15 protein-coding genes and 1 riboswitch are annotated in these 21,381 nt (G+C 72.2%); of the genes, 7 read left to right on the top strand and 8 right to left on the bottom strand.

The genetic code is table 11. The annotated features are described in order from the left end of the window. The first annotated feature begins 15 nt into the window (after positions 1 to 15). A riboswitch (cyclic di-AMP (ydaO/yuaA leader) is annotated at positions 16 to 185 on the top strand. Between the two features lie 7 nt (positions 186 to 192). Then, the gene (locus AB0K00_RS25245) at positions 193 to 1,194 is read left to right on the top strand and encodes an NlpC/P60 family protein (RefSeq protein ID WP_363524158.1); all 1,002 of its coding nucleotides are present in this window, start codon (positions 193 to 195) and stop codon (positions 1,192 to 1,194) included. A 55-nt stretch (positions 1,195 to 1,249) separates the two neighbouring features. Here AB0K00_RS25245 and AB0K00_RS25240 read toward each other — a convergent pair whose 3' ends face one another. The 4 genes from AB0K00_RS25240 to AB0K00_RS25225 form a co-directional block, all read right to left on the bottom strand. Beyond that, a complete protein-coding gene (locus AB0K00_RS25240; RefSeq protein ID WP_363524155.1) occupies positions 1,250 to 2,506 on the bottom strand; it encodes an MFS transporter in 1,257 nt (418 codons plus the stop codon). 91 nt (positions 2,507 to 2,597) lie between these two features. Further along, a complete protein-coding gene (locus AB0K00_RS25235; protein ID WP_363524152.1) occupies positions 2,598 to 3,260 on the bottom strand; it encodes an MOSC domain-containing protein in 663 nt (220 codons plus the stop codon). A 61-nt stretch (positions 3,261 to 3,321) separates the two neighbouring features. After that, a complete protein-coding gene (locus AB0K00_RS25230; protein ID WP_363524149.1) occupies positions 3,322 to 7,989 on the bottom strand; it encodes a tetratricopeptide repeat protein in 4,668 nt (1,555 codons plus the stop codon). Positions 7,990 to 8,083: 94 nt separating this feature from the next. After that, positions 8,084 to 8,794 (bottom strand): siderophore-interacting protein, encoded by a 711-nt coding sequence (locus tag AB0K00_RS25225; protein ID WP_363524146.1) that lies wholly within the window; start codon positions 8,792 to 8,794, stop codon positions 8,084 to 8,086. A gap of 65 nt (positions 8,795 to 8,859) precedes the next feature. On the opposite strand from AB0K00_RS25225, the gene AB0K00_RS25220 reads away from it, so the two are divergent. Then, the gene (locus tag AB0K00_RS25220) at positions 8,860 to 9,342 is read left to right on the top strand and encodes a GNAT family N-acetyltransferase (RefSeq protein WP_363524144.1); all 483 of its coding nucleotides are present in this window, start codon (positions 8,860 to 8,862) and stop codon (positions 9,340 to 9,342) included. Positions 9,343 to 9,445: 103 nt separating this feature from the next. Here the strand turns inward: AB0K00_RS25220 and AB0K00_RS25215 are convergent, their stop codons facing one another. The 4 genes from AB0K00_RS25215 to AB0K00_RS25200 all read right to left on the bottom strand — a co-directional run bounded on the left by AB0K00_RS25215 (position 9,446) and on the right by AB0K00_RS25200 (position 13,814). After that, positions 9,446 to 11,044: a GDSL-type esterase/lipase family protein gene (locus tag AB0K00_RS25215; protein WP_363524141.1), complete on the bottom strand. Its 1,599-nt coding sequence runs from the start codon at positions 11,042 to 11,044 to the stop codon at positions 9,446 to 9,448. A 138-nt stretch (positions 11,045 to 11,182) separates the two neighbouring features. Continuing rightward, positions 11,183 to 12,313: a lysylphosphatidylglycerol synthase transmembrane domain-containing protein gene (locus AB0K00_RS25210; RefSeq protein ID WP_363524138.1), complete on the bottom strand. Its 1,131-nt coding sequence runs from the start codon at positions 12,311 to 12,313 to the stop codon at positions 11,183 to 11,185. A gap of 335 nt (positions 12,314 to 12,648) precedes the next feature. Further along, positions 12,649 to 13,491 (bottom strand): SDR family NAD(P)-dependent oxidoreductase, encoded by an 843-nt coding sequence (locus AB0K00_RS25205; protein WP_363524135.1) that lies wholly within the window; start codon positions 13,489 to 13,491, stop codon positions 12,649 to 12,651. Continuing rightward, positions 13,488 to 13,814, bottom strand: a complete 327-nt coding sequence (locus tag AB0K00_RS25200) for a nuclear transport factor 2 family protein (protein ID WP_363524132.1) — start codon at positions 13,812 to 13,814, stop codon at positions 13,488 to 13,490. The genes AB0K00_RS25205 and AB0K00_RS25200 overlap by 4 nt, the downstream gene beginning before the upstream one ends. A 47-nt stretch (positions 13,815 to 13,861) precedes the next feature. Between AB0K00_RS25200 and AB0K00_RS25195 the strand changes: the two genes are divergently transcribed. The 5 genes from AB0K00_RS25195 to AB0K00_RS25175 all read left to right on the top strand — a co-directional run bounded on the left by AB0K00_RS25195 (position 13,862) and on the right by AB0K00_RS25175 (position 21,358). Beyond that, a complete protein-coding gene (locus AB0K00_RS25195; protein ID WP_363524129.1) occupies positions 13,862 to 14,677 on the top strand; it encodes a MerR family transcriptional regulator in 816 nt (271 codons plus the stop codon). A gap of 103 nt (positions 14,678 to 14,780) precedes the next feature. Continuing rightward, positions 14,781 to 14,984 (top strand): hypothetical protein, encoded by a 204-nt coding sequence (locus AB0K00_RS25190; protein WP_363524127.1) that lies wholly within the window; start codon positions 14,781 to 14,783, stop codon positions 14,982 to 14,984. Positions 14,985 to 15,073: 89 nt separating this feature from the next. Next, positions 15,074 to 17,161, top strand: a complete 2,088-nt coding sequence (locus tag AB0K00_RS25185; protein WP_363524124.1) for a cell wall-binding repeat-containing protein — start codon at positions 15,074 to 15,076, stop codon at positions 17,159 to 17,161. A gap of 105 nt (positions 17,162 to 17,266) precedes the next feature. Next, positions 17,267 to 20,437: a TIR domain-containing protein gene (locus tag AB0K00_RS25180; protein WP_363524121.1), complete on the top strand. Its 3,171-nt coding sequence runs from the start codon at positions 17,267 to 17,269 to the stop codon at positions 20,435 to 20,437. A gap of 99 nt (positions 20,438 to 20,536) precedes the next feature. Then, positions 20,537 to 21,358 (top strand): META domain-containing protein, encoded by an 822-nt coding sequence (locus tag AB0K00_RS25175; protein ID WP_363524119.1) that lies wholly within the window; start codon positions 20,537 to 20,539, stop codon positions 21,356 to 21,358. Positions 21,359 to 21,381 lie beyond the last annotated feature (23 nt).

Here is a 21,381-nt window from a genome sequence, read left to right as displayed (position 1 = left end):
CCCGCCGGGGTGGCCGGGCAGCCACCGCCGAGTCGTCGGTCGCGCGTCCGTGCTGCGGGCGTCGGCAGATGAGCCGGGGAACCACAGGGTTTCCATGGGGTGAATCCGCGCCGCGGCGCGGTAGGGCGCGCCTTCTTCTCGCCCGAATCCGTCAGCTAACCCGGTAGGCGGTCCGGGAAGAAGGACTGTGCCGTGTTCAACGGACGCACGACGTTACGCACCGCGATCGTCGCGCTGGCTGTGGCGGCGATCATCGCCCCGGCCTGCGCCGCGAACGCGGACCCGACGCCGGAAGAGATCCAGGCCCAGATCGACAAGGGCAACAACCAGCTCGAGCTCGTCGTCGAGCAGTACAACAAGGTCAACGGCGATCTGGAGGCCACCCAGGCGGCGATCACCAAGCTGCAGGCCGACCTGGCGCCGCTGCAGGCCACGATGGAGGCCGCCCAGGACACCGCCAGCACGCTCGCGGTCAACGCGTACAAGACCGGCGGCAACCTCGGCACCTGGTCGCTCATGCTCGGTGCGAGCTCGTCCGGCGCCTTCACCGACCGCGTCGGCACCCTCAACCAGATCTCCCACAGCCAGCAGCGCGACCTGGCCGCGTACGGCGCGGCGAAGAACGCCTTCGACACCGAACGGCGGCGGCTGGCCGACACGCAGGCGGCGCAGAGCCAGCAGAAGATCGACCTGGAGACCCGCCGCAAGAAGATCGAGGGCGACATCACCCGCCTCGACGCCCTGCAGGCCAAGGCCGAGGCGGCCGCCGCGGCCGCTGCCGCCGCGGCGAAGGTCAAGCCCAAGACGACCACCACCGCGGCGCCCCCCGGCCCACCGCCGGCGGTCTCCGGCTCGGCCGGCAAGGCGGTCAACTACGCGTGGGCCCAGCTCGGGAAGCGCTACGTCTGGGGCGCCGCCGGGCCGAACACGTTCGACTGCTCCGGGCTGACCATGATGGCGTGGAAGGCGGCCGGGGTGTCCTTGCCCCACAACGCCGCCCAGCAGTGGCAGAAGGTCCGCCACATCTCCCGCAGCCAGCTCGCCCCCGGCGACCTGGTGTTCTACAACGGCCTCGGGCACGTGGGCATCTACATCGGCAACAACCAGATCATCCACGCCCCCAACAGCCGCACCGTCGTGAAGATCGCTCCGATCGACATCGACTCGCTGTACGGCTACGGCCGCCCGGCGTAGGAACCGCCTCATCCCAGGGCCTTCGTGTCGTTCGCGCACGAAGGCCCTGAGCGCGTCAAGGCGGCCCGGCGGCGGACGCGGGACTGTCGACGTGCCGGTATGCCACGAAGGCCGGCAGCTTGGCCGCGATGAGGCCGGCCCCAACCACGGCGGCCATCCCTCCTGCCACCGCACTGATCTGGGGTGTCGACACCGTCGCCAGTACCCCGGCGCGGAAGTTGCCCACCTGCGGAAACGCCGCCCCGACGACGTATTCGGCGGAACTCGTCCGGCCGCGCATCGTGTCCGGGGTGGCAAGCTGGACGATCGTGGATCGGAAGACCACGGAGAGCATGTCGGCGGCGCCGGCCACGGCGAGCAGCGCAAGCGATGCGGCCAGCCCGTGCACGGCACCGAATCCCGCGACGGCTGCGCCCCAGATCGCGCCGGTGATCAGCATGGCCCGGCCGGGGCGGGTGACGCCCTTGACGGGGCCGGACAGTGCCGAGCCGAGCAGCCCGCCGACCGCGATCGCGGTGCTGAGCAGCCCCAGCGTGCGGGGCGAACCGCCGAACCGGTCGGCGTTGATGGCAGGGAACAAGGCAATCGGCATGGCCAGCACGGTCGCGCTCAGGTCGGCGAGCATGGCGCCGCGCAGCGCCCTGTTGCGCACGACGAACGTCAGCCCCTCGATCGCCGCCGCGAGGCTGCGCCGCGATGCCGTTCCGTCAGGCCGCATCGGTGGTAACCGGAACACGCCGTAGAGGGCGGCGCCGTAACTGATCGCGTCGATGAGATAGCAGACCTTGAGCCCTGCCGCCGCGGCGACGACACCCGCGAGCGCCGGCCCGACGATCATGGCGGAGTAGCCGGAGATCATCGTGAGGGCCGCGCCGGCGGGCACCAGCTCGCGCCGCAGCAGCCGGGGCATGAACGTGCGCCGGGCCGGCGTGTTGACCGCACTGACCGCGCCGCTCGCCGCGGCCAGCACGTAGAGCAGCCACAACGCGCTGCTGCCGGCGAACGCCTGCGCGGCGTACCCGGCGGACACCAGGGCCAGCACCGTGCTGGTGACGAGCACGAGCCGGCGACGGTCCATCGAGTCGATCAGCACACCACCGGCGAGTCCGACGACGATCGCGGGGACGGCCGAGGCCAGGCCGACCGCACCCACCGCGGCGGACGACCGGGAGATGTGGAACACCTGCAACGCCACCGCGAAGGTGGTCATCTGCCCACCGACCGAGGAGAGCGTCGAGCTCAACCACAGCCGGCGGAACTCCGGCGACTCCCGCAGCGGTCGAACGTCTGCCAGCAGGCCGTGTCCCCTCACGACCGGCCCTGGCCGCGTCGTGGCCGTCCGGCACGGATGCGGCGAGGCGCGAACGGGCCCACGGCACGATTCCTCTGCTCGCCCCGGCCGTCTACCGGCGCTGGAGCAGCCGCCGCGCGAGGGTCTCGCGCAGAGCGTCGGGCAGCCCGTCGGTGTCGACCAGCCCGGGGAGCAGTTCCGGCTCGGTCATGTACGCGCGGAACGCCTGCGCGATCGTCACCCCGTGCGCCGGGCGGTCCTCGACGGTCACCGGGTCGCCGGCCCACACCTCGCCCGGCTCCAGCACGCGCAGGTATGCGCCCGGACGGTTGGCCCGGGCGAAGGTCTTCATCCAGCGCGGCTCGCCCATCTTGTGCTGGAACGTGACGCACGGGATGCGGCCGAAGGTCGGCTGGAGGACCAGCCGTGGACCGATGCGCCACCGCTCGCCGATGACCGCGCCGTTGACGTTGAGCTCCTCGGTCGTCAGGTTCTCGCCGAAGAGCCCGTTGGCCAGCCGGCGGCTCAGCCTTGCCTGCCACCAGTCGTAGTCCTCCCGCGCGTACGCGTAGACGGCCTGGTCGTCGCCGCCGTGGTGCTTGGTGTCGAAGATCTGGTCGCCGACCAGGCCGCTGTGCGACCCGGTCGACTTCGGTCCCGGCGCGCGCACTTCGACCAGATGATCGACCGGCCGCTTGTTGATGCCCGTGACACCGACGTCCTTGACCGGGTTGGGCTCCGGCACCGCCAGGTTGACCGAGACGATCCTGCTCACGCCCGTCAATCTAACCGCGCCGGCCACTGCACGCCGCGCAATTTCCCGTCGCCTGCCGAGCTCACGCGCCGCCGGCGGGCTCGGCGGTCTCGTCGGTCGGCTCGGCGGTCTCGTCGGTCGGCTCGGCGGCCTTGTCGGTCGGCTCGGCGCGTTCGTCGGTCGGCTCGGCGCGCCAGCGGGCGATGGTCGCCCGGGTGCCGGCCGTGTCCGGATGGTCGGGGCCGGACAGCCGCACGTGGTCGGCGAGCAGTTCCTCGGCCGCGGCCAGCGCGCCGGCGCGGTGTCCCGACTCCCACCGCCACAGGGCGAGAGCGGCCCGCGTGGCGCGGATGTCGGGGTGGTCCGGGCCGAGGATCCGCAGGCGGTCGGACAGCAGCAGTTCGCAGGCAACTGCTGCGTGGGCCTTGTCGCCGGACCTCGCCGACCATTCCGTCAGCTTGGCCTGTGCGTCCAGGGTCAGTGGGTGGTCGAGCCCGAGGATCCGTGCACAATCGGCGCGGAGCTGCTCGTACGCGCCGACGGCCTTGAGCGGGTCGCCGGCCTCGCCCAACCAGTGCGCCAGGACCGACCGCGTCGTCAGGGTGACCGGGTCGTCGGGTCCGGAGATTCGCAGCAGGTCGGCGACGAGCTGTTCGCTGACTGCGGCCGCACCGGCCGCGTCGCCCGACTGCCCCCGCCAGCGCACGAGGTGCTGCCGGGTGCGCAGCGTCGCCGGGTGGTCGGGTCCGGCGATCCGCAGGCAGTCGGCGAGCAGCGCCTCGTACGTGGCGGCGGCGCCGGCGGCGTCGCCCGCTTCGCCCTGCCAGCGGGCGAGGCTGTCGCGGGCGTCCAGCGTCTCCTCATGGTCGGGGCCGAGGACCCGGAGGCGGTCGGCGAGCAGTTGCGCATACCCGGCGGCGGCGCCGGCCGCGTCGCCCGCCTCGCCGCGCCATCGGGCGAGGTTGTTGCGGCTCGCCAGCGTGAAGAGGTGATCCGGGCCGTAGACCCGCAGACAGTCGGCGAGCAGCTGTTCGCAGGTGGCGGCGGCGCCGGTCGCGTCGCCCGCGTCAGCCATTGACTGGGCCAGGTTGCCGCGGGTGCTGAGCGTCGTGAGCTGGTCGGGTCCGAGCACCCTCAGGCGGTCGGCCAGGAGCTGGGTGTACGTCGCGGCGGCGCCGGCATGGTCACCCGAGAGGCTCTGCCAGCGGCCGACGTTGTCCCGGGCGGCGTGGGTGGCGAGGTGGTCGGGTCCGAAGATCCGCAGGCAGTCGGCGAGGAGCCGCTCATGGGCGGCGACGGCGCCGCCGGCGTCTCCGGACCGGCCGTGCAGCTCGGCGATGGTGCGGCGGGCGTCCAGGCTGCGGTGGTTGTCGGGTCCGAAGATCCGCACGCAGTCCGCAAGGAGCCGCGCGTATGCGGCGGTGGCGCCGGCCAGGTCGCCCGCCTCCGCCTGCCACTGGGCGAGACGCCTGCGGGTGTCGAGCGTTTCGGGATGGTCGGGTCCGAGCACTCGCCGCGTGTCGCCGACGAGCTGTTCGTAGTCGACCACCGCGGCGCCCGGGTCGCCGGCCTCGCCCCGCCATCGGGCCAGACCGCCGCGGGCGGCCAGGGTCTGGGGGTGATCGGGGCCAAGGACCCGCAGGCGGTCGACCACGAGGTGTTCGTACGCCACGGCCGCGCCGGCCCGGTCGCCCGCCTCGCCGCGCCACCGGGCGAGGCCGGCCCGGGCGTCGAGGGTCTCGAGGTGATCAGGTCCGAGGACCCGCAGGCAGTCGGCGTAGTACTGCTCGTAGGCGATGGCCGCCCCGCTCGGGTCGCCGGCCTCGCCCCGCCATCGGGCCTGACCGCCACGGGCGGCCAGGGTCTGGGGGTGATCGGGTCCGAGCGTGCGCTGCTTGTCGGCAACCAGGTCGTCGTACGCACCGGCCGCCCCGATCAGGTCGCCCGCCTCGCCGCGCCACCGGGCCAGGCCGGACCGGACGCCGAGCGTGTCGGGGTGGTCGGGGCCGAAGGCCCGGAGGTAGTCGGCGAGCAACTGCTCGTACCCGGCCGCGGCTCCTGCCGGATCGCCCGACCGTCCCCGCCACTCGGCAAGGCTGCCGCGCGTGCGGAGCGTTTCGGGGTGATGAGGTCCGAGGATCCGCACCCTGTCGACGAGGAGCTCCTCGTAGGCGGTCACGGCGCCGGTGTCGTCTCCGGCCGCCCCGCGCACATCGGCGAGGCTGTGGCGGGTGGACAGCGTGTCCGGGTGTTCGGGACCGAGGACCCGCAGGTAGTCGGTGAGCAGCTGCTCGTACGCGGTGACGGCGGCCGTCAGCTCGCCCGCCCGCATCCGCCACGCCGCGAGGTTGTGCCGGGTGCCCAGGGTGTCCGGGTGTTCGGGTCCGAGGATCCGGAGCTCGTCGGTGAGCAGCTCGTCGTACGCGGCCGCGGCACCGGCCGGGTCGCCGGCCTCGCCCCGGATGGCCGCCAGGTTGCCACGAGCGCCCAAGGTCTCCGGATGCCGTGGCCCGTAAACCCGTAGGTATTCACCGATGAGCTCCTCGTACGTGGCCACCGCACCGGCCAGGTCGCCCATCCGCCCTTGCCAGAAGGCCAGGTTGAGGCGGGCCGCGAGCGTCCGGCGATGGTCGGCGCCGAACACCCGCAGGCAGTCGCGCAGCAGATCGGCACTGGCCGCGACGGTCCCGGCCAGGTCGCCCACCCGTCCCCGGAACGACGCGAGGTTGGCCCGGATGGTCAGGGTGTCGGGGTGGTCGGGTCCGAGGACCCGCAGGTGATCGGTGAGGAGCTGCTCGTACGCGCGGACCGCACCGGTCGGGTCGCCGGCCAGGCCCCGCCAGCCGGCGAGGTCGCCGCGGGTGTCCAGCGTGTCGGGGTGGTCGGGTCCGAGGACCCGGAGGCGGTCGGTGAGCAGCGCGGCCAGGTCCTCGGCGGCGCCGGCCGGATCACCGGCCTGCCCTCGCCACCGGGCAACGTGATGCCGGGCGGTCAAGGCGTCGCGGGCGTCCGGTCCGAGCCGCCGGGCGGCCTCGTCCCGCAGGCCGGAGAAGTACCCGGCGGCGGACCGGACCAGGCCCGCCTCGCCCAGGCTCTGCCCGTGCCGGAACAGCAGCGGGTGCGCGGCGGCGCTCCAGAGGCCGTCACCGGCGCGGGCCTCGAGCGCGGCGGCGTTGGCCCGCAGCGCCTGGCCCAGGTCGGCGTCGCGTTCGACCTCCGGCCACGCGTGCACCAGCGCGTCGGCCGCGGCCGTCACGGCGGCGGCCCGGGTCTCGGCCTGGGTCTGGTCCCGGGCGACCCGTTGGACGAGGCCGTGGACCCGGATCCGTCCGGCGGCGCCGCCGGCGGCGGGCGGGTCCTGGTCGGCGAGGTTGAGCCGGGTCAGGCAGGCCACCGCGGCCCGGGCCTGGGCCGCGGTGACCGCGGGCGCGGTGTCGTCGGGTCGCCGGGCGGACAGGAACGACGTCACGGCGGGGGAGTCGACCGCCTCGGCCGGGATGCCGTTCGCGTCCAGCAGGGCCAGCAGCGCCAGCATCGGGCGGGCCAGGCCCGCCGGGCGCAGGCCGTCGGCCGCCTCGATCGACAGGCGCAGCGTGGCGGCGACGGTGCGCGGGTAGTCGTCGGGAAGCTCCCCCTCCACCGGTACGACGTCGACCAGGTCGGCCGCCTCGGCGAGCAGCGTCCGGTACCAGGCGCAGGTCAGGTTCTGCTCCTCGATGAACGCCGCGGCCTGACCCAGCGCCAGTGGCAGCAGCTCCAGGTCCGCCGCGAGCTCGGCCGCCCCGACCAGCCGGGTCGGCGTGTCCCGGAACTTCTCGGCGAGGTACGCGGCCGCCTCCGCCGGGGTGAACAGCCCGACCGACGTCACGTGACCGTGGCTGGCGAGCGCCGGGTCGCGCCGCCGGGTCGTCACCGCCACCCGACCCGTCGACGTCCGCGGTGGCCACAACCCGGCCAGCGCCCCCGGATCGGCCACGTCGTCCAGGACGATCAGCCAGCGGGCGGTGGTGACGGCGAGGTGCGCCAGCAGCCCGGCGGCGGCGTTCGCCACGTCGAGCGGGTCGGCGCCCACCAGCGCGGCGGCGGCGCTCGCGTACACCTGCAGCACGGCGTCGCGGTCTCGCGCGGTGACCCACACCAGGACGTCGAGCTCGCCGTTGTCCCGCAGCCGGCGGGCGGCGGCCGCGGCGATCTGGGTCTTGCCCACGCCGCCCAGGCCGGACACGATCTGCGCCGGCGCGCCCGCGGCGATCGCCGGACCCACCAAGTCCAGCGCCCGGTCCAACGCGGCGGAGACCTCGCGGACCTGGAAGCAGTCCGCGGCCTCCGGCACCACCCCGACCACCGTGCGGACCAGGCGCCGCAGCGGCGCCCGGCCGCGCAGCCGCTCCACGAACGCCGGGCGGGGCATCGTCCGGTCCCGCACGTCCTCGGCCTGAACGTCGTCGAGACCGAGGATGATGGGGCCGTCCAGGTGCAGCGGGAGGACGGGCTTGCCCAGCTCCTGCGCCAGCCGCACCTCGCGCGAGACCCACGACGACGCGGCCGCGGCGGGCGACATCACCAGCAGCAGGGCCGAGCACGACGCGATCCGCGCGGACAGCACGTGCTCCCAGCGCTCGCCGGTGGGGATCTCGTCGTCGACCCAGACCAGCACACCTGAACGGGCCAGGTATCCGGCCAGCCGCTGGACGTAGTCGCGGTCGAGCCTCGCGTAGCTGATGAACAGGTGCCCGCCGCCCACTGGCATGCTGACCATCGTGGCGGACGGCCACCCCCGACCGCCATCGACGAACAGTTGTCAATGCCGGTCCTGCGGGCGGCCGCTTGACTCCCGCCGGTGGTCAGTCGAGGCCGGTGCGGCCCTCGGCCCAGTACGCCTTGCCCTTGACCTGCCGGGGTTTGCGCTCCCACCCGCGGGTGTCTCGCCGCACGGCGTGCACCGTCGCCGCGTCGCCGGTGACGACGAGGGTGTACGGCGCCTGCATGGCGTCGTCGCGTGCCTGGCGGAGCAGCTCGGCACGGTCGGCGGCCGTCGCGACCACCGCCACCCGTTCGGCGATCCCCAGCTGCGCCAGCACGTCGACGAGCCCGGCCGGATCGCGTGCCTCGAACACGTGCGAGACGTCGCGGTTCACGGTACGCAACGCGCAGGCGAGCGCCACGCTGGACTCGTCGCCGACGAAGAGCACCGGACCGGTGGCGTCGCGCAGGTCGATCGAGCGGCGCGGGCCGAAGACCTCACACGTCTGGCCCTCCGCCGCCTGCCCGAGCCACTGCGCCGCGGGACCGTCGCCGTGCGTGTACGCGATCAGCTCCGTCACGCCCCGGGCGGCGTCCCAGCTGACGGGGGTGTAGGTGCGCAGGTTCATCGAGCCGCGCCGCGGCCGGAACTGCAATTTTGCTCCGGGCACCCACGTAGCCTTCCGGAACGCCTCCGCCGACAGCTCCACCCGAATGAACTCCGGCGAGTGCCGACTGAGCCCGGTGACGCGGGCGTTGTGCAGCATTGCGCCGCTGGCAAGGTCAGCCAGGCGTTCGGCGAGTCCGGTCATCGTTCCTCACTCCATGCATGTTCTTGAACGGCCACGGGTGCGAACTGGCAGCATATGGTGATCGCATGGGCCTTTCGCATTCCGGGAGCATGGGTGCGGCGACGCCACGTCGCGCCGTCATCGAGGACGCCGGGGCGGTCGCCGACGTGCTCATCCTGTCCCGCCGAGCCGCGGGCGACGCCATCCCCGCCGGGGTCCACTCGGATGCCGAGGTACGGGAATGGATCCGCACCGTCGTCATTCCCCAGCGGGAGGTGTGGCTGATGGAGGACGCCGACAGCCGGCCGCTGGGGGTGCTGGTGCTGGACGAGGACTGGGTGGACCAGCTCTACGTCGCGCCGGCCTGCACCGGCATGGGACTGGGCTCCCGCCTCATCGAGCTCGCGAAGTCCCGCCGGCCGGCGGGACTGCAGCTGTGGACGTTCGTGACCAACACCGCGGCGCAGCGGTTCTACCTCCGCCACGGTTTCACTGTGGCCGAGACGACCGACGGGTCGGGCAACGAGGAGAAAGCACCTGACATCCGCTTCGTCTGGACGGCGCCGTAGCCGCCCTGGCACGCACGCCGCGTCGCTGCGACACCGGCGCTCATCGGGGGTACCTCGCGGTCCCGATGAGCGCCGGTGTTGCTCGGCGGTGGCGTTCGAACCGTCAGAGCAGGTCGAAGGACTCCCATCCGCCGATCGCCGTCCGGTTGGCGATCAGCGACGCCGCGCCGGCGTTCTCGGCGCACACGTAGCGGCCGTTGACGACCGCCCGCAGGGCAACGCTGCCGTCTGCGTTGCGGATCAGGTCGAACGTCTCGGCGGTGCCGATGGTGGTGCTGCTGGCGATGAGCGGCGAGGCTCCGCCGGCGGGCGCGGTGACGTAGCGGCCGTTCGCGTGGGCCTTCAGCGCGACGCGCCCGCCGCCGAGGTCGATGCGGTCGAACTGCTCCCACGGCCCGACCGCGGTGCGGTTGGCGATCAGCGCGGCGTTGCCGCCGTTCTCGGCCGTCACCAGCTTGCCGTTGGCGCGCGCCCGGAACGAGACCACCGTGGCGGGCGGCGGCGTTGTCGTCGAGCCGAACAGCGACAGGTTGACGGCGTTGGCGATCGCCTGCAGACCCGCTTCGTTCGGGTGCAAATGATCGCCGGTCTCCAGATTGGGCAGGAACCACGTCGGGCGGGCCGGGTCGTGGGTCGCGTTGTCCTGGTCGATCACGCCGTCGCAGCCCGACGCCGCGTCGCGCACGAAGGCGTTGTACGCGCCCCGCGACGTCTCCGCGGCGGCCGACCAGCCGCCCGAGCCCTGGAACGGGGTGAGCGTCGAGCACAGGAACTTGACGCCCGCCTGGTGCGCCCTGGTGATGAGCGGCTTGACCGCGTCGATCAGCTGCTGCCCGGTCGGCGGGTTCGTGCGGCTGCTGCCCAGGTCGTTGATCGGGTCGTCGGAGAAGATGACCCACTTCACGTTGGGCTGTGACAACACGTCACGCTCGAACCGGTTGGCGGCGGACTGGCCGGCGCCGTCGGCGAGCAGGCGGTTGCCGCTGATGCCCTGGTTGAGCACGCCGACGGTCCGGCCGGACTGGGCCAGGCGGACGGCGAGGTGGTTCGGCCAGCGGCGGTTGGCGTCCGTGCCGGAGCCGATGCCGTCGGTGATCGACGCACCGAGCGTGGCGACGGCACCCTGGGCCGCGGCGTTCTGCACGTCGAGGTTGGTGAGGAAGAAGTAGTTGGTGCGGGTCTGCGGGTTGCTCAGCGTCGCGTTGCCGGCCGCGTTGCCGGAGACCACGTAGTTGGTCTGGTCGCCGAAGTCGTGCACGGTGGCGTTGCCGGTCGCCTGCGGAAGGTAGAAGCTGACGGCGACGTCGGCGAGCGCGTCGACGGTGAACGCCGCGGAGTCGCTGCTGACGCTGCCGCCCACCGGGATCGTCACCGACGTCGAGCCGCCGAATGTGACGGCGCGGTCGCTGGCCGCGTCGACCGAGGGGCCGGACGTGCGTTTCGCGATGTGCACGTTGGTGATCGTGACCGGCTGGCTGCCGAACACGTTCGACAGGCGCACCCGGGCGCTGGTGCCGCCGATGCTGGTGTGCACGATCTGGCGGAGCGTCTGGTTGTTGAAGGTGGTGCCGCTGCCCTGCGGCGACGCCGCCCAGGTGCCGGTCCAGGGCACGTCGGCGGTGGCGGTGGAGTGCCCGATGATCGGGACAAGGATGGATGCGCCGGCGATCGCCAATACGGCGATGAGCTTCCTCGTGTTCATGACTCCGTGTTTCTCTGCGTCGATACCGTCAGGAAGCGCGACCCGCCGTGATCGCACCATCAGACCGTAACGCAGACTGCCTGACAGTTCGCTCGATACATAGAGGAACCTCAGCGTGACTTAAGGAATGGCACAGGTTCATCCGGGGTTGGCTGCCAGGCCCCGACCCGTCGCCGGCCGGGCCCGCTCAGCTTCCGGATCCGATACGGCGGGCTGCTTGGCGGCGCCGAGACCGATCACGACGGGCAGGCCGGCGAGCGCGATCAACCAGCAGGACAGCAGCCGGTACGTCAGGACGGCGGCCGTGGCGGCCGCGGGGTCGGCGCCGGAGGCAATCAGCGAGGCCAGGAGGCTTGCCTCGACGAGCCCGGCACCGCCGGCGACGAGCGGGATCTGCCGCACGAGCTGGCCGGTGAGGTACGCGCCGACGAGCGCCGTCGTGGCGGTGTCGAGCCGGTACGCGTTGGCGGCCGCGACGAAGCACGCAAGGTCGAACAGCCGCCGCGCGACGGCCGCGCCGCCGGCGGTGAGCCAGTATCTGGCCGGCAGCGACCAGCAGGCGCGGGACGTGTCGGCGCCGAGGCGGAGCAGGGCCCGGGCGCCGCGGTGCAGCGGCCCGGCGGGCGGCGCCGCATCGCGCGGCGGGCTGTCCGGTGGGCGCTGCTCGGTGCGCCGCCGCGCCAGGCGGTGCGTGAGGCGGTGCGTCAGGCGCCGGGCGAGGACGGCGGCCGGGCACAGCAGGGCCCCGACGGCGGCGGTGGTCAGCAGCCCGAAGCTGCTCAGGCCGGTGAGGGTGGCCGTGAGGTACCAGGCGAGGTACACCAGCACGATCGCCGCGCTCGCCTGCACGCTGGCCAGGGCCGTGGTGGCCAGGGCGTGCGCGCTGGTGAGGCCGTGCGCGCGGAACTGCCGGACGGCGAACGCGGTCGACACCGGGCCACCGGCCGGCATCGCGGTGGACAGCGCCGTGCGGGCCAGGGACACGCCGACGGCCCTGGCGTTGGACATCGTGCCGCCGTAGGCGGCCAGGAGGCGGCGCTGCTGCACGGCGTACATGAGGACCGACCCGACCTGGACGAGCAGTGCCGCGGCAAGCCACCACCACTGCGCATCGACCAGCGACCGCAGGATGGTGGATGCGTCGGGCAGCGACCGGCGCAGCAGGACGAACGCCACCGTCACCGCGGCCAGGGTGATGGCGAAACCCACCCACCGCGGCCACGCCCGCGGCCGCGTCGTGGCGGTCACCCGGATCAGGGCAATGCTCATGCGCGTACAGTGCGCCAACGAGATGATGACCGCCTGAACGCGACGAGTCGCGTCGATATCAGGGCCGCTGCCGCGATGTTGCTGGAGTGCGGGCGGATAGTGGGAACCTGGACGCCTCGCGCGGTATCGACATTTCCAAGACCTCGATCCGTCGTCTGGGGTGGGCGTTGCGCGGTCCACGTGCGGTGTGCCTGATCCTGGCGACCGGCGCACTCACCGCCGGCTGCACCATCGACAGGCTCCAGCCACCTTGGCTCCCGCCGTCACGGGTCACCACACCTGCACAGGGTGGGCCGGCGCCGGCGACCCCGTCGTCCTCCGGCCGTAGCCGACCCTCAGGTTCCCGGCGGGAAGTCGGCGGCGCGGGAGGCAGCCTCGAACCGGGCGATGTCGGCCATGGCCTCGCGGAGCGTCGACGTCACCACGTCGTAGGCGGCGCTGCCGAGTACCAGCCGATGTGGCGGTGCATCCTCGGCCATCGCGGCGATGACGGCGCGAGCACCGCGCAGCGGGTCGCCGGGCTGCTTGCCGTCCTGGTCGATCATCGCGGACCGCACGTCGTCAAGCATCCGGCGGTAGGCCGGAACGGTCTCGGTGAGCGGCTCGTCGGCGAACCCGGCGTAAGCGTGGGTGCGGAACGCCCCAGGCTCGATCGCCAGGACGCGGATGCCCAGCGGGGCGACCTCCTCGCGCAGTGCCGCCGTCACCGCCTCGACCGCGTGCTTCGCGGCGCTGTAGTAGCCGAACCCGGTCGCGTTGCGCAGGCCGGCGACCGAGGACATGTTGAGCACCCAGCCGCTGCGCCGCTCGCGCATGCCGGGCAGCACCGCACGGGTCACCGACAGCAGCGCGAAGAAGTTCAGCTCGAACGTACGGCGTACCGCATCCTCTGCCATGCCTTCGATCGAGCCGTACCATCCGCGCCCGGCGTTGTTGAGCAGCACGTCGATCCCGCCGAAGCGCTGCTCGGCCGCGGCCACCGCGTGGCGGACCTGCACCGCGTCGGTGACGTCCAGCGGCAGGAGCAGCACGCGGTCGCCGTGCGGCCGGGCCCATTCCCGCAGCTGATCGGGCCGCCGCGCGGTCAGCACCACCCGGTCACCCGTTTCGAGTGCGGCGTCGGCGTACGCCTGACCGAAGCCGCCCGGCGTCCCGCCGGTGATGAACCACGTCCTCATGGCTCGATCACCAGCCGGACAATGGCGGAGCCGCGCAGGGTGAACCGGTAGTGCAGGTCGACCACGCCGCCCGGAAAGTCGCCCTCCAGGTGCTGCACCACGTCGTAACGCTCCTGGTCCAGCTGCGTGGCGGAGATGAGTTCGGTGGTGTACGTGTACTCGGACGCCGCACCGGCCAGCCACGCGCGGATCTCATCCGGGCCGTGATAGCTGCGGCCGTCGTCGGTCACGACGGCGTCGGGCGCGTACGACGTGATCGCGCCGTCGACGTCCCGAGCGTTGTGGGCGGTCAGATATGTCGTGATTGCGGGAGGAAGGTGCATAAGTCAACGATGGAGTCTCCCGCAGGGAGAGGGTCAAGACTGGAGGCATGCGCCAAGGACTGACCATCGGGGAGTTCGCCACGCTGACCCACCTGAGCGTGCGGACGCTGCGCCGGTATCACGAGGCCGGCCTGCTCGAGCCCGCCACCGTCGACCCGTTCACCGGTTACCGCTACTACGCCGCCGAACAGATCCCGTCCGCGCAGGTCATCCACCGGTTGCGCGAGCTCGACGTGCCGCTCGCCGACGTGCGGTCCATCCTCGCCGCCGAGGACCCGCAACGGCGCGCGGACCTCATCGGCGAGCACCTGCGCCGGCTGGAGGACGAGCTCGACCGGACCCGGGCCGCGGTCGCCTCGCTGCGCCGGCTGCTGCGCCCGGACCGGCAGGACCTCCAGGTCGAGCTGCGCTCGCTGCCCGCCCGGACCGTCGCCGCCGTCCGCGGCCACGTCACGCTGGAGGACTCAACCACCTGGTACGACGCCGCGATGGCCGAGCTGGACGCGGCGTTCGGCCCGGCCGAGCGCACCGGCCCACCCGGCGGCCGCTACGACAACAAGCTGTTCACCGCCGGCGCCGGGACGATGACGGTGTACCGCCCGGTCCGCGAACCCCGCGCACGGGGGCGCGTCGAGATCGTCGAGCTGCCACCGGTCGACGTCGCCATCGCGGTGCACCCCGGCCGGCACGACGACATCGACGTGACGTACGGCCGATTGGGATCGTGGGTGGTGGAACACGCCCTGGCGGTCGACGGCCCGGTCGACGAGACCTACGTCGTCGGCCCCCGCGACACCCCGGCGCCCGCCGACTGGCGCACCGAAATCGGCTGGCCGGTGTTCCGCCTCACCCCGCAGCGCTGAGACCGTTTCATCCCGTCGGGTGAGCGTCGGTGCGACGCCGGCGGGGAACGCTGCAAGGTGGACGTGCTTCCATCCCACGCTCCGAGTCGGAACCGGAGGAGCGATGAAGTCCCTGGGCAGCAGCGAGCCGACGACGTTGCATGAGCTCAAGCTTGTCGTTCTGGCCGAGCTGGTGATTGCCGGCCAGCCGGCGCGGACCGTCGGCGTGCCGCTCCAGGAGATCCTGTTCGACGGGGTGGACGCCGACCGCTACGAACTTGGCCTGCACAGTCTCCTTGATGCGGTCGTCGCGCTCGAGCGAAGGTAGACGCTCGCAGGATGTTCGGCCCATAGCAGGACCGGCACCCCGACCCTAAGATCCATGCGGCGCACGCCGCGCCCAGGGGAGGGGCACCAGTGCCGTCGTTCGGATTCAGCCGCCGTGCCGCACTGCGCGGCGCCGTCGCCGCGGGTGTCGCCACCGCCGCCGTCACCACGGCCGCCCAGCGGGCCCACGCCACGCTGCCGGGGTCCAAGGGGAGGATCACGTACCGGATCGGCACCGACATCTGGATCGCCGAGGCCGACGGTTCCTCGCCCAGGGTGCTGGTCGCGAACTCGCCCGCCGACACCGGGGCGGGCGCCTGGGCGCCGGACGGATCCCGGTTCTTCTACGGCAACAGCCGGCGCCGCCCGGAGTCGATCCGGGCCGACGGCACCGGTCGGTACGAGTTCCCGTGGACCCGCGGCGGGGAGATCTTCGATCTCGCGGTCTCGCCCGACGGCCGGTACCTGTACCACATCGCCGGGCGGCGGCTCAGCTACGCCGGCACCGACGGCACCTGGGCGGAGGGTGCACTGGCGTACGACCGGCCGATGGACGGCCCGATCGACCGGACCCCGGCGGTGTCGGTGGACGGCGTGGTCGTGTTCGCCAGCGGCGTCTACACGCACCTGTCCGACATCTACCGCGTCGACGGCCAGAGTACCGTTACGAAGATCATCACCAGTGGGTACGCGCCGGATTTCTCGCCGGACGCGACGAAGCTCGTCTTCACCCGGTACGACGCCGACCGAGGCTCCTGGCAGATCTGGCTGGCCTCCGCCGACGGCACGAACCAGCGGCAGCTCACCACCGCCGATGTCGGTAACGTGGCACCGGTGTTCTCGCCCCATGGGGACGTCGTGCTGTTCGGCTCGACGACCGGGATCAAGCGCATCGACATCGCCACCGGGGAGGTCACGGACGTCCCCGGCACGCAGCGCGCGAGCATGCCCACGTGGCAGCCGGTCCTCACCAACTACGTGACCCGGGTCTGGGGCGCGACCGCGCTCGGCACCGCCGTGGCGACGTCGAGGTACACCTACGCGACCCACGGGGCCGGGCCGATCGACCCTCGCTGGACCGCGAAGGCCGTCGTCCTGTCCCGCGACGACACCTACCTCGACGCGCTGGGCGGGTCGGCCCTCGCCGTGCAGAAGGAAGGGCCGCTGCTCATCACGCCGACGAAGTCGCTCGACCCGCAGACGAAGGCGGAGATCGACCGCGTCCTCGGCGGATCGGGCACCGTCTACCTGCTCGGCGGCACGGTCGCGCTGTCGGCGAAGGTCGAGCAGCAGCTGACGTCGGCCGGTTATGCGACGGTACGGCTGGCGGGGCGTGACGAATACGAGACGGCCATCGCGATCGCCCGTGAGATGACCCCGAGCCCGGACACCGTCATCGTCACCACCGCCCTGAAGTACTACGACGCGCTCGCCGCCGGTGCCGCCGCCGGGGCGAGCCGGGACACCGTCATCGTGCTGAGCGCCGGCGACATCATGCCCGCCTCGACCGCCGCGTACCTCAACGGGATCGACCCGACGGAGCAGGCGGTCGTCGGCGTGGGCGGCCCCGGCTGCCGTGCCATCGAGAACGCCTACGCCCGCAAGCAGCTGCCGTCGTGGCGGTCCCGGCCCTACTGGGCGGTCTCGGGCGCGACCGAGTTCGAGACCGCGGTCGCGGTCGCCGAGTTCTTCTTCACCAGCCCGCACGTCGCGGCCGTCGCCACCGCCACCACCTGGTTCGACGCGCTGACCGGCGGCGCGATGGCGGGCTCCTTCGGCGGGCCGCTGCTGCTGAGCACCCCCGGCAGCCTCAGCCCGCAGACCGAGGCGTACCTGAACCGCTGCGCCGCGTCGATGCGCTGGCCGACGCTGCTCGGCGGCCCCCTGGCACTGAAGCAGACCCTGGCCGAGCCGCTCGGCGACGCGGTCTCGGTGCCGGGGCAGTCGGTCTACCTCGAGTCGACGGAGACCTGGGAGCCGTTCCAGGCCGCCAGGTCGTCACTGCGCCACGCGGACCTGCCGCCACGACTCCAGCACCACCCGCCCCGTCCCGCGGTCGCCGGAAGGTGCTGCGTAGGCCGGGCGTCGCGGGGTACGCCGGTGTCGACGCGCCGGAACTACTGCAGGCGTTCAAAAAGTCCGTCCGAGCGGGCAGCCGGACCGGGCCGGTCAGTGTAGGCCAGGACCCGCATAGATGATCCGCACCCGTCCTGGCGAGCCTGATGATCTTATGCCTCTCGGTGTTAGCGTCGTGGGCCGAGACATCTCCGGCCGGGAGCCTCCATGGATTTTCCTCAGCGCTGGCTTCGTCGCGATCGCCCCGACCGCCCCAACCGCCGACGCTACGCGGCATTCATCTCCTATAGCCGCGACGCGGACGGCACGCTTGCCATCGCGCTGCGCGATGAGCTGACCCGGATGGGAAGGTCATGGTGGCAACCCCGAGCCTTGCGCGTCTTCCGCGACGATTCGAGCCTCGCCGCCAACGACGGTCTGTGGCGTTCCATCACGAAGGCACTCGATGACAGCGAACGCCTGATCCTCCTGGCGTCTCCGGGGGCGGCGCAGTCGACCTGGGTTGGCCGGGAGCTGGAGTATTGGCTCGCCACCCGCGATGCCGCCTCGATCCTCATCGCCGCGACGGAGGGCGACATCGTATGGAGCGAAGAGAGCCGCGACTTCGACCCGACGGTGGTTTCCAGCGTTCCCGTCGCCCTCCACGGCTGCTTCCAGCACGAGCCCCGGTGGGTGGACCTGCGTGGCGTACGTGACGACGCCCCGGACAGCGCCACCTTCCGCGACAAGGTGGCCGAGCTTGCGGCACCGATGCACAACCTGTCCAAGGACGATCTCGTCGGTCTGGACATCAAGCAGCGGCGGAGCACGCGGCGTATCGTCCGAGCCACGATCGCCGTGCTGACCCTGCTCACGCTGATCGCGAGCGCCGCATCGGTCGCCGCTGTTGCGAACGCCCATGCGGCCGACGAACGGCGTCGGGAAGCAGAACTCCAGCGGGACAGCGCCGTCGCCGGCGAACTCGCCGCGCGGAGCCCGTCCTTCGGGGACTCCGATCCACGGCTGTCACGCGCGCTCGCCGCGATGGCCTGGGCGATCAAGCCCGGCCAGCGCTCCAGGGAGACCCTTGCGTCCGCGCTGACCAACCGGGCACGCGCCGTCCTGCTCGACGCCCAGCCCGACCCGGGGCTCACCTTTATCGCAGGCGGACAGCAGGTCATCGGCGCTACCGAGACGGCGGTTCAGGTCTGGGATGCCAGCACCGGTCTCGTGCTGAAGACGTTCCCGGTCGACGGCGGCGCCGTGTCCGCCGTCACCGTGAGCAATCACGGTGACCTGGTTGCCGCTGTGACCGACGATCATGAAGCGTACCTGTGGAGCAGCGTGACCGGCGAGCGCCTCTTGTACACGGAGTGCGCCACGGACGATCAGGACGTGTCCGAGCCGGGCGGTCCCACCGTCACCCTCTCAAGCGACGGGACGTTCGCCGCCTTCTTCGATCAGACCGGCGAACGGCTCTTCACCACCTGTGCGGCCGAGGTGATCGAGGTCTGGGACACCGCCAGCGGCGAACGGCTGACGGTTCTCGACAACCAGGCGTCGGTGAAGGCGGTCACCGTGAGCCCGGAAGGCCACGTCTTTGCGACCTCCGGTCCGCACGCCACCGTCACTTTCTGGGACACCACCACTCTGACGAAGACCTCCACCATCGGCGGCGAACCGGGCACGGCCGACGCTGCCATCACCTCGATCGCGTTCAGCCCGGACGGGCGCCGGCTGGCGGCCACACTTGACGACAAAACCGGGCGCCTGTGGGACACCCGGACCGGCGGGCAGGTCGCCCGGCTCACCAGCACATCGAGCAGACTCGATCGGATTACCTTCGACTCGTCCGGCGACTGGGTCCTCGCGGCGACCGGGACATCGGCCACCATGTGGGCCTCCGACACGGGCAAGCAGCTGCATGTCTTCACCGGCCGCGGCACACTGCTCAACGGCGACCCGGTGGAGACACAGCCGGGGCACACCTCCCTCGTTACCCAGGCGGCCTTCAGCCCCGACGGATCATTTGTCGCGACGGCGAGCCTGGACGGCACCGCCATCCTGTGGGATGCAGGGTCCGGCGCGGCCCTGCAAGTGCTCTCCGGCCACACCGGGGAGGTCTACTCCGCCACGTTCTCACCAGCTGGAACGCTGCTCGCGACCATCGCTGGAGACGGCACGGCCCGGGTCTGGAATCTCGCCGACGGGCAGATCCGCCAGCACCTCGTTCACTCGTCCGGAAGCGTTCGCAGCATTGCGGTCAGCCGCGACGGTCGCATGATCGCCTCCTTCAGCGGGCACGAGGTGCGGGTCCGTGACCTGCAGTCAGGTCGCCAGATCTCCGAACTCCCGGACCTGCCAAACTCGGTCGACTCCGGGTTCTTCAGCCCGGACGGCTCGATGCTGGCCGTTGTCGGCGAGGACAACGATGGCGGCCCTCTCGTCCGTCTGTGGGACGTAGGGCGCAAGAAGTGGAAGTGGCGCGGCGGAGTGCATGGCACGGCTCTGATAGCGACCGCGATGACCTTCAGCCCGGACAGCGCGATCCTGGCGACCGGAGACACGACCGGGAAGGTCCTTCTTTGGAACACCGAGAACGGCACGGATGTCGATATCATCGCCGCGCACCGCGAGCGCGTCGAAAGGGTCGCCTTCAGTCCGGACGGCGCCACCTTCGCTACGTCGGATACGGGTTCCTCGATCAAGGTCTGGGAGACCGGGAGCCACGCGAAGCTCGCGTCCTTCACCGGAAACCACAAGCCCCTGACCACACTGCTGTTCAGCCCGGACGGCGACCACCTGGCCGGGGGGAACAAGGAGCTTCGCGTCTGGAGCGTGAGCGCGGCGCGCGAGGTCTCCCACAATCGGACGCCGATCGGCGCCATCGACGATCTGGCGTTCAGCCCGGATGGGCGACTGCTGGCGTCGGGGGGCGACGACGGGACGGTCCGCGTCTGGGATCCGGCGACAGGAGAGCAGACGCGCCTGCTTCTGCCCGCCTCCCGCCACCACGTCGGGAGCATCGTGTTCAGCCCGGACGGCCAGCACGTTGCCGCGAGCAGGACACCGAAGTCCAACAAGCTGACGCTGACCGACTATGACGGCGTCGGGCTGCGCGCACCCGGTTCGACGTACATCTGGAGCACGAACGACGGAGCCGAGGAGGCCGAGCTGACCACGGCCGTCGGGGATGTCAAGGATGTTCAGTTCACGGCGGATGGACGGCAGGTCCTCACGGTGGGCGCCGGTTCGGTGGGGCTGATATGGGACGTCAGCTACATCTACGACCCTTACGCTGCCGTGTGCGCGAGCCTGGCCGGACCGGTCGACCGAGCGGCTTGGGAGGCTGCCGCGCCCACGGTCCCCTACCGGCCGGTGTGCCCGAGGAACAACTGATGGCTCGGTCGACCGCGCAGCGGGGAACGCCCGCGGTGCCGGCCCTGCCGGCCAAAAGATCGCCGGGAACCGGTTCGGCCGCGGCCGCGTCGGATGGGTATGACACGGTTCGGTTCCGTCCTGACGTTGATGCTGCTGGTGGTGCTGGCCGGCTGTGCGCGTGGCGGCGCGGCCGCCCCCGCGGAGGGCCTGCCCTGGGGGCACACGTACCTGTCGACGGCGGTGACCGAGCAGGGCAAGCCGCGGCAGTTGGCCGCCGGCACCAGGATCGAGCTGCGGTTCGGCGACGGCGGCAGGCTCCTCGTCCTGGCGGGGTGCAACACCATGCAAGCCAAGGCGCGGCTGGACGGCGACCGGCTGGTGCTCGGGGAGATGGCGATGACCGCCATGGGCTGCGCCGCACCATTGGGGGCGCAGGACACCTGGGTCGCGACGTTCCTGGGCGGCAAACCGGCGTGGCGCGTGACCGGCGACGAGCTGGTGCTGGACGGCGCCGGCATCAGCATGACGTTGCTGGACCGTGAGGTCGCCGACCCGGACCGGCCCCTTGCCGGCGCCGAGTGGACCGTCGACACGCTGATCTCGCCCGCGCCGCACGCCTCCGTGTCGGCCGGGGCCTCCGATGCCGGTGTTGCCGCTTCGGTGCCGGCCGGGGTCCGCGCCCACCTCACCTTCACCGCGGACGGCAAGGTCACCGGGTCCGGCGGTTGCAACGCCCTCAGCGGGGGGTACACCATGGACGGCGCGACACTCACGTTCACCGATGTGGGCAGCACCCGGATGGCTTGCCCGGACGAGCGGGCCACCGTGGAGGCCGCCGTGCTCGGCGTGCTGCGCGGCACGGCCACGTACGCCATCGACGCGAACCACCTGACCCTCACCGCCGCCGACGGCACCGGGCTGCGCCTGACCACCCCGTGACCCGCCCCGGACGCCGACGCCCT

Source organism: Dactylosporangium sp. NPDC049525, assembly GCF_040676755.1.
Taxonomy (GTDB): domain Bacteria; phylum Actinomycetota; class Actinomycetes; order Mycobacteriales; family Micromonosporaceae; genus Dactylosporangium.
Note: the sequence above shows the minus strand (reverse complement) of the source record. Positions and strands in the feature narration are given on the sequence as shown.

Bases quoted from the DNA above. Each gene is read 5' to 3' on its own strand.
- AB0K00_RS25230 (WP_363524149.1), bottom strand. From the start codon at position 7,989: ATGCCAGTGGGCGGCGGGCACCTGTTCATCAGCTACGCGAGGCTCGAC.
- AB0K00_RS25225 (WP_363524146.1), bottom strand. From the start codon at position 8,794: ATGACCGGACTCGCCGAACGCCTGGCTGACCTTGCCAGCGGCGCAATG.
- AB0K00_RS25220 (WP_363524144.1), top strand. From the start codon at position 8,860: ATGGGCCTTTCGCATTCCGGGAGCATGGGTGCGGCGACGCCACGTCGC.
- AB0K00_RS25215 (WP_363524141.1), bottom strand. From the start codon at position 11,044: ATGAACACGAGGAAGCTCATCGCCGTATTGGCGATCGCCGGCGCATCC.
- AB0K00_RS25210 (WP_363524138.1), bottom strand. From the start codon at position 12,313: ATGAGCATTGCCCTGATCCGGGTGACCGCCACGACGCGGCCGCGGGCG.
- AB0K00_RS25205 (WP_363524135.1), bottom strand. From the start codon at position 13,491: ATGAGGACGTGGTTCATCACCGGCGGGACGCCGGGCGGCTTCGGTCAG.
- AB0K00_RS25200 (WP_363524132.1), bottom strand. From the start codon at position 13,814: ATGCACCTTCCTCCCGCAATCACGACATATCTGACCGCCCACAACGCT.
- AB0K00_RS25195 (WP_363524129.1), top strand. From the start codon at position 13,862: ATGCGCCAAGGACTGACCATCGGGGAGTTCGCCACGCTGACCCACCTG.
- AB0K00_RS25190 (WP_363524127.1), top strand. From the start codon at position 14,781: ATGAAGTCCCTGGGCAGCAGCGAGCCGACGACGTTGCATGAGCTCAAG.
- AB0K00_RS25180 (WP_363524121.1), top strand. From the start codon at position 17,267: ATGGATTTTCCTCAGCGCTGGCTTCGTCGCGATCGCCCCGACCGCCCC.
- AB0K00_RS25175 (WP_363524119.1), top strand. From the start codon at position 20,537: ATGACACGGTTCGGTTCCGTCCTGACGTTGATGCTGCTGGTGGTGCTG.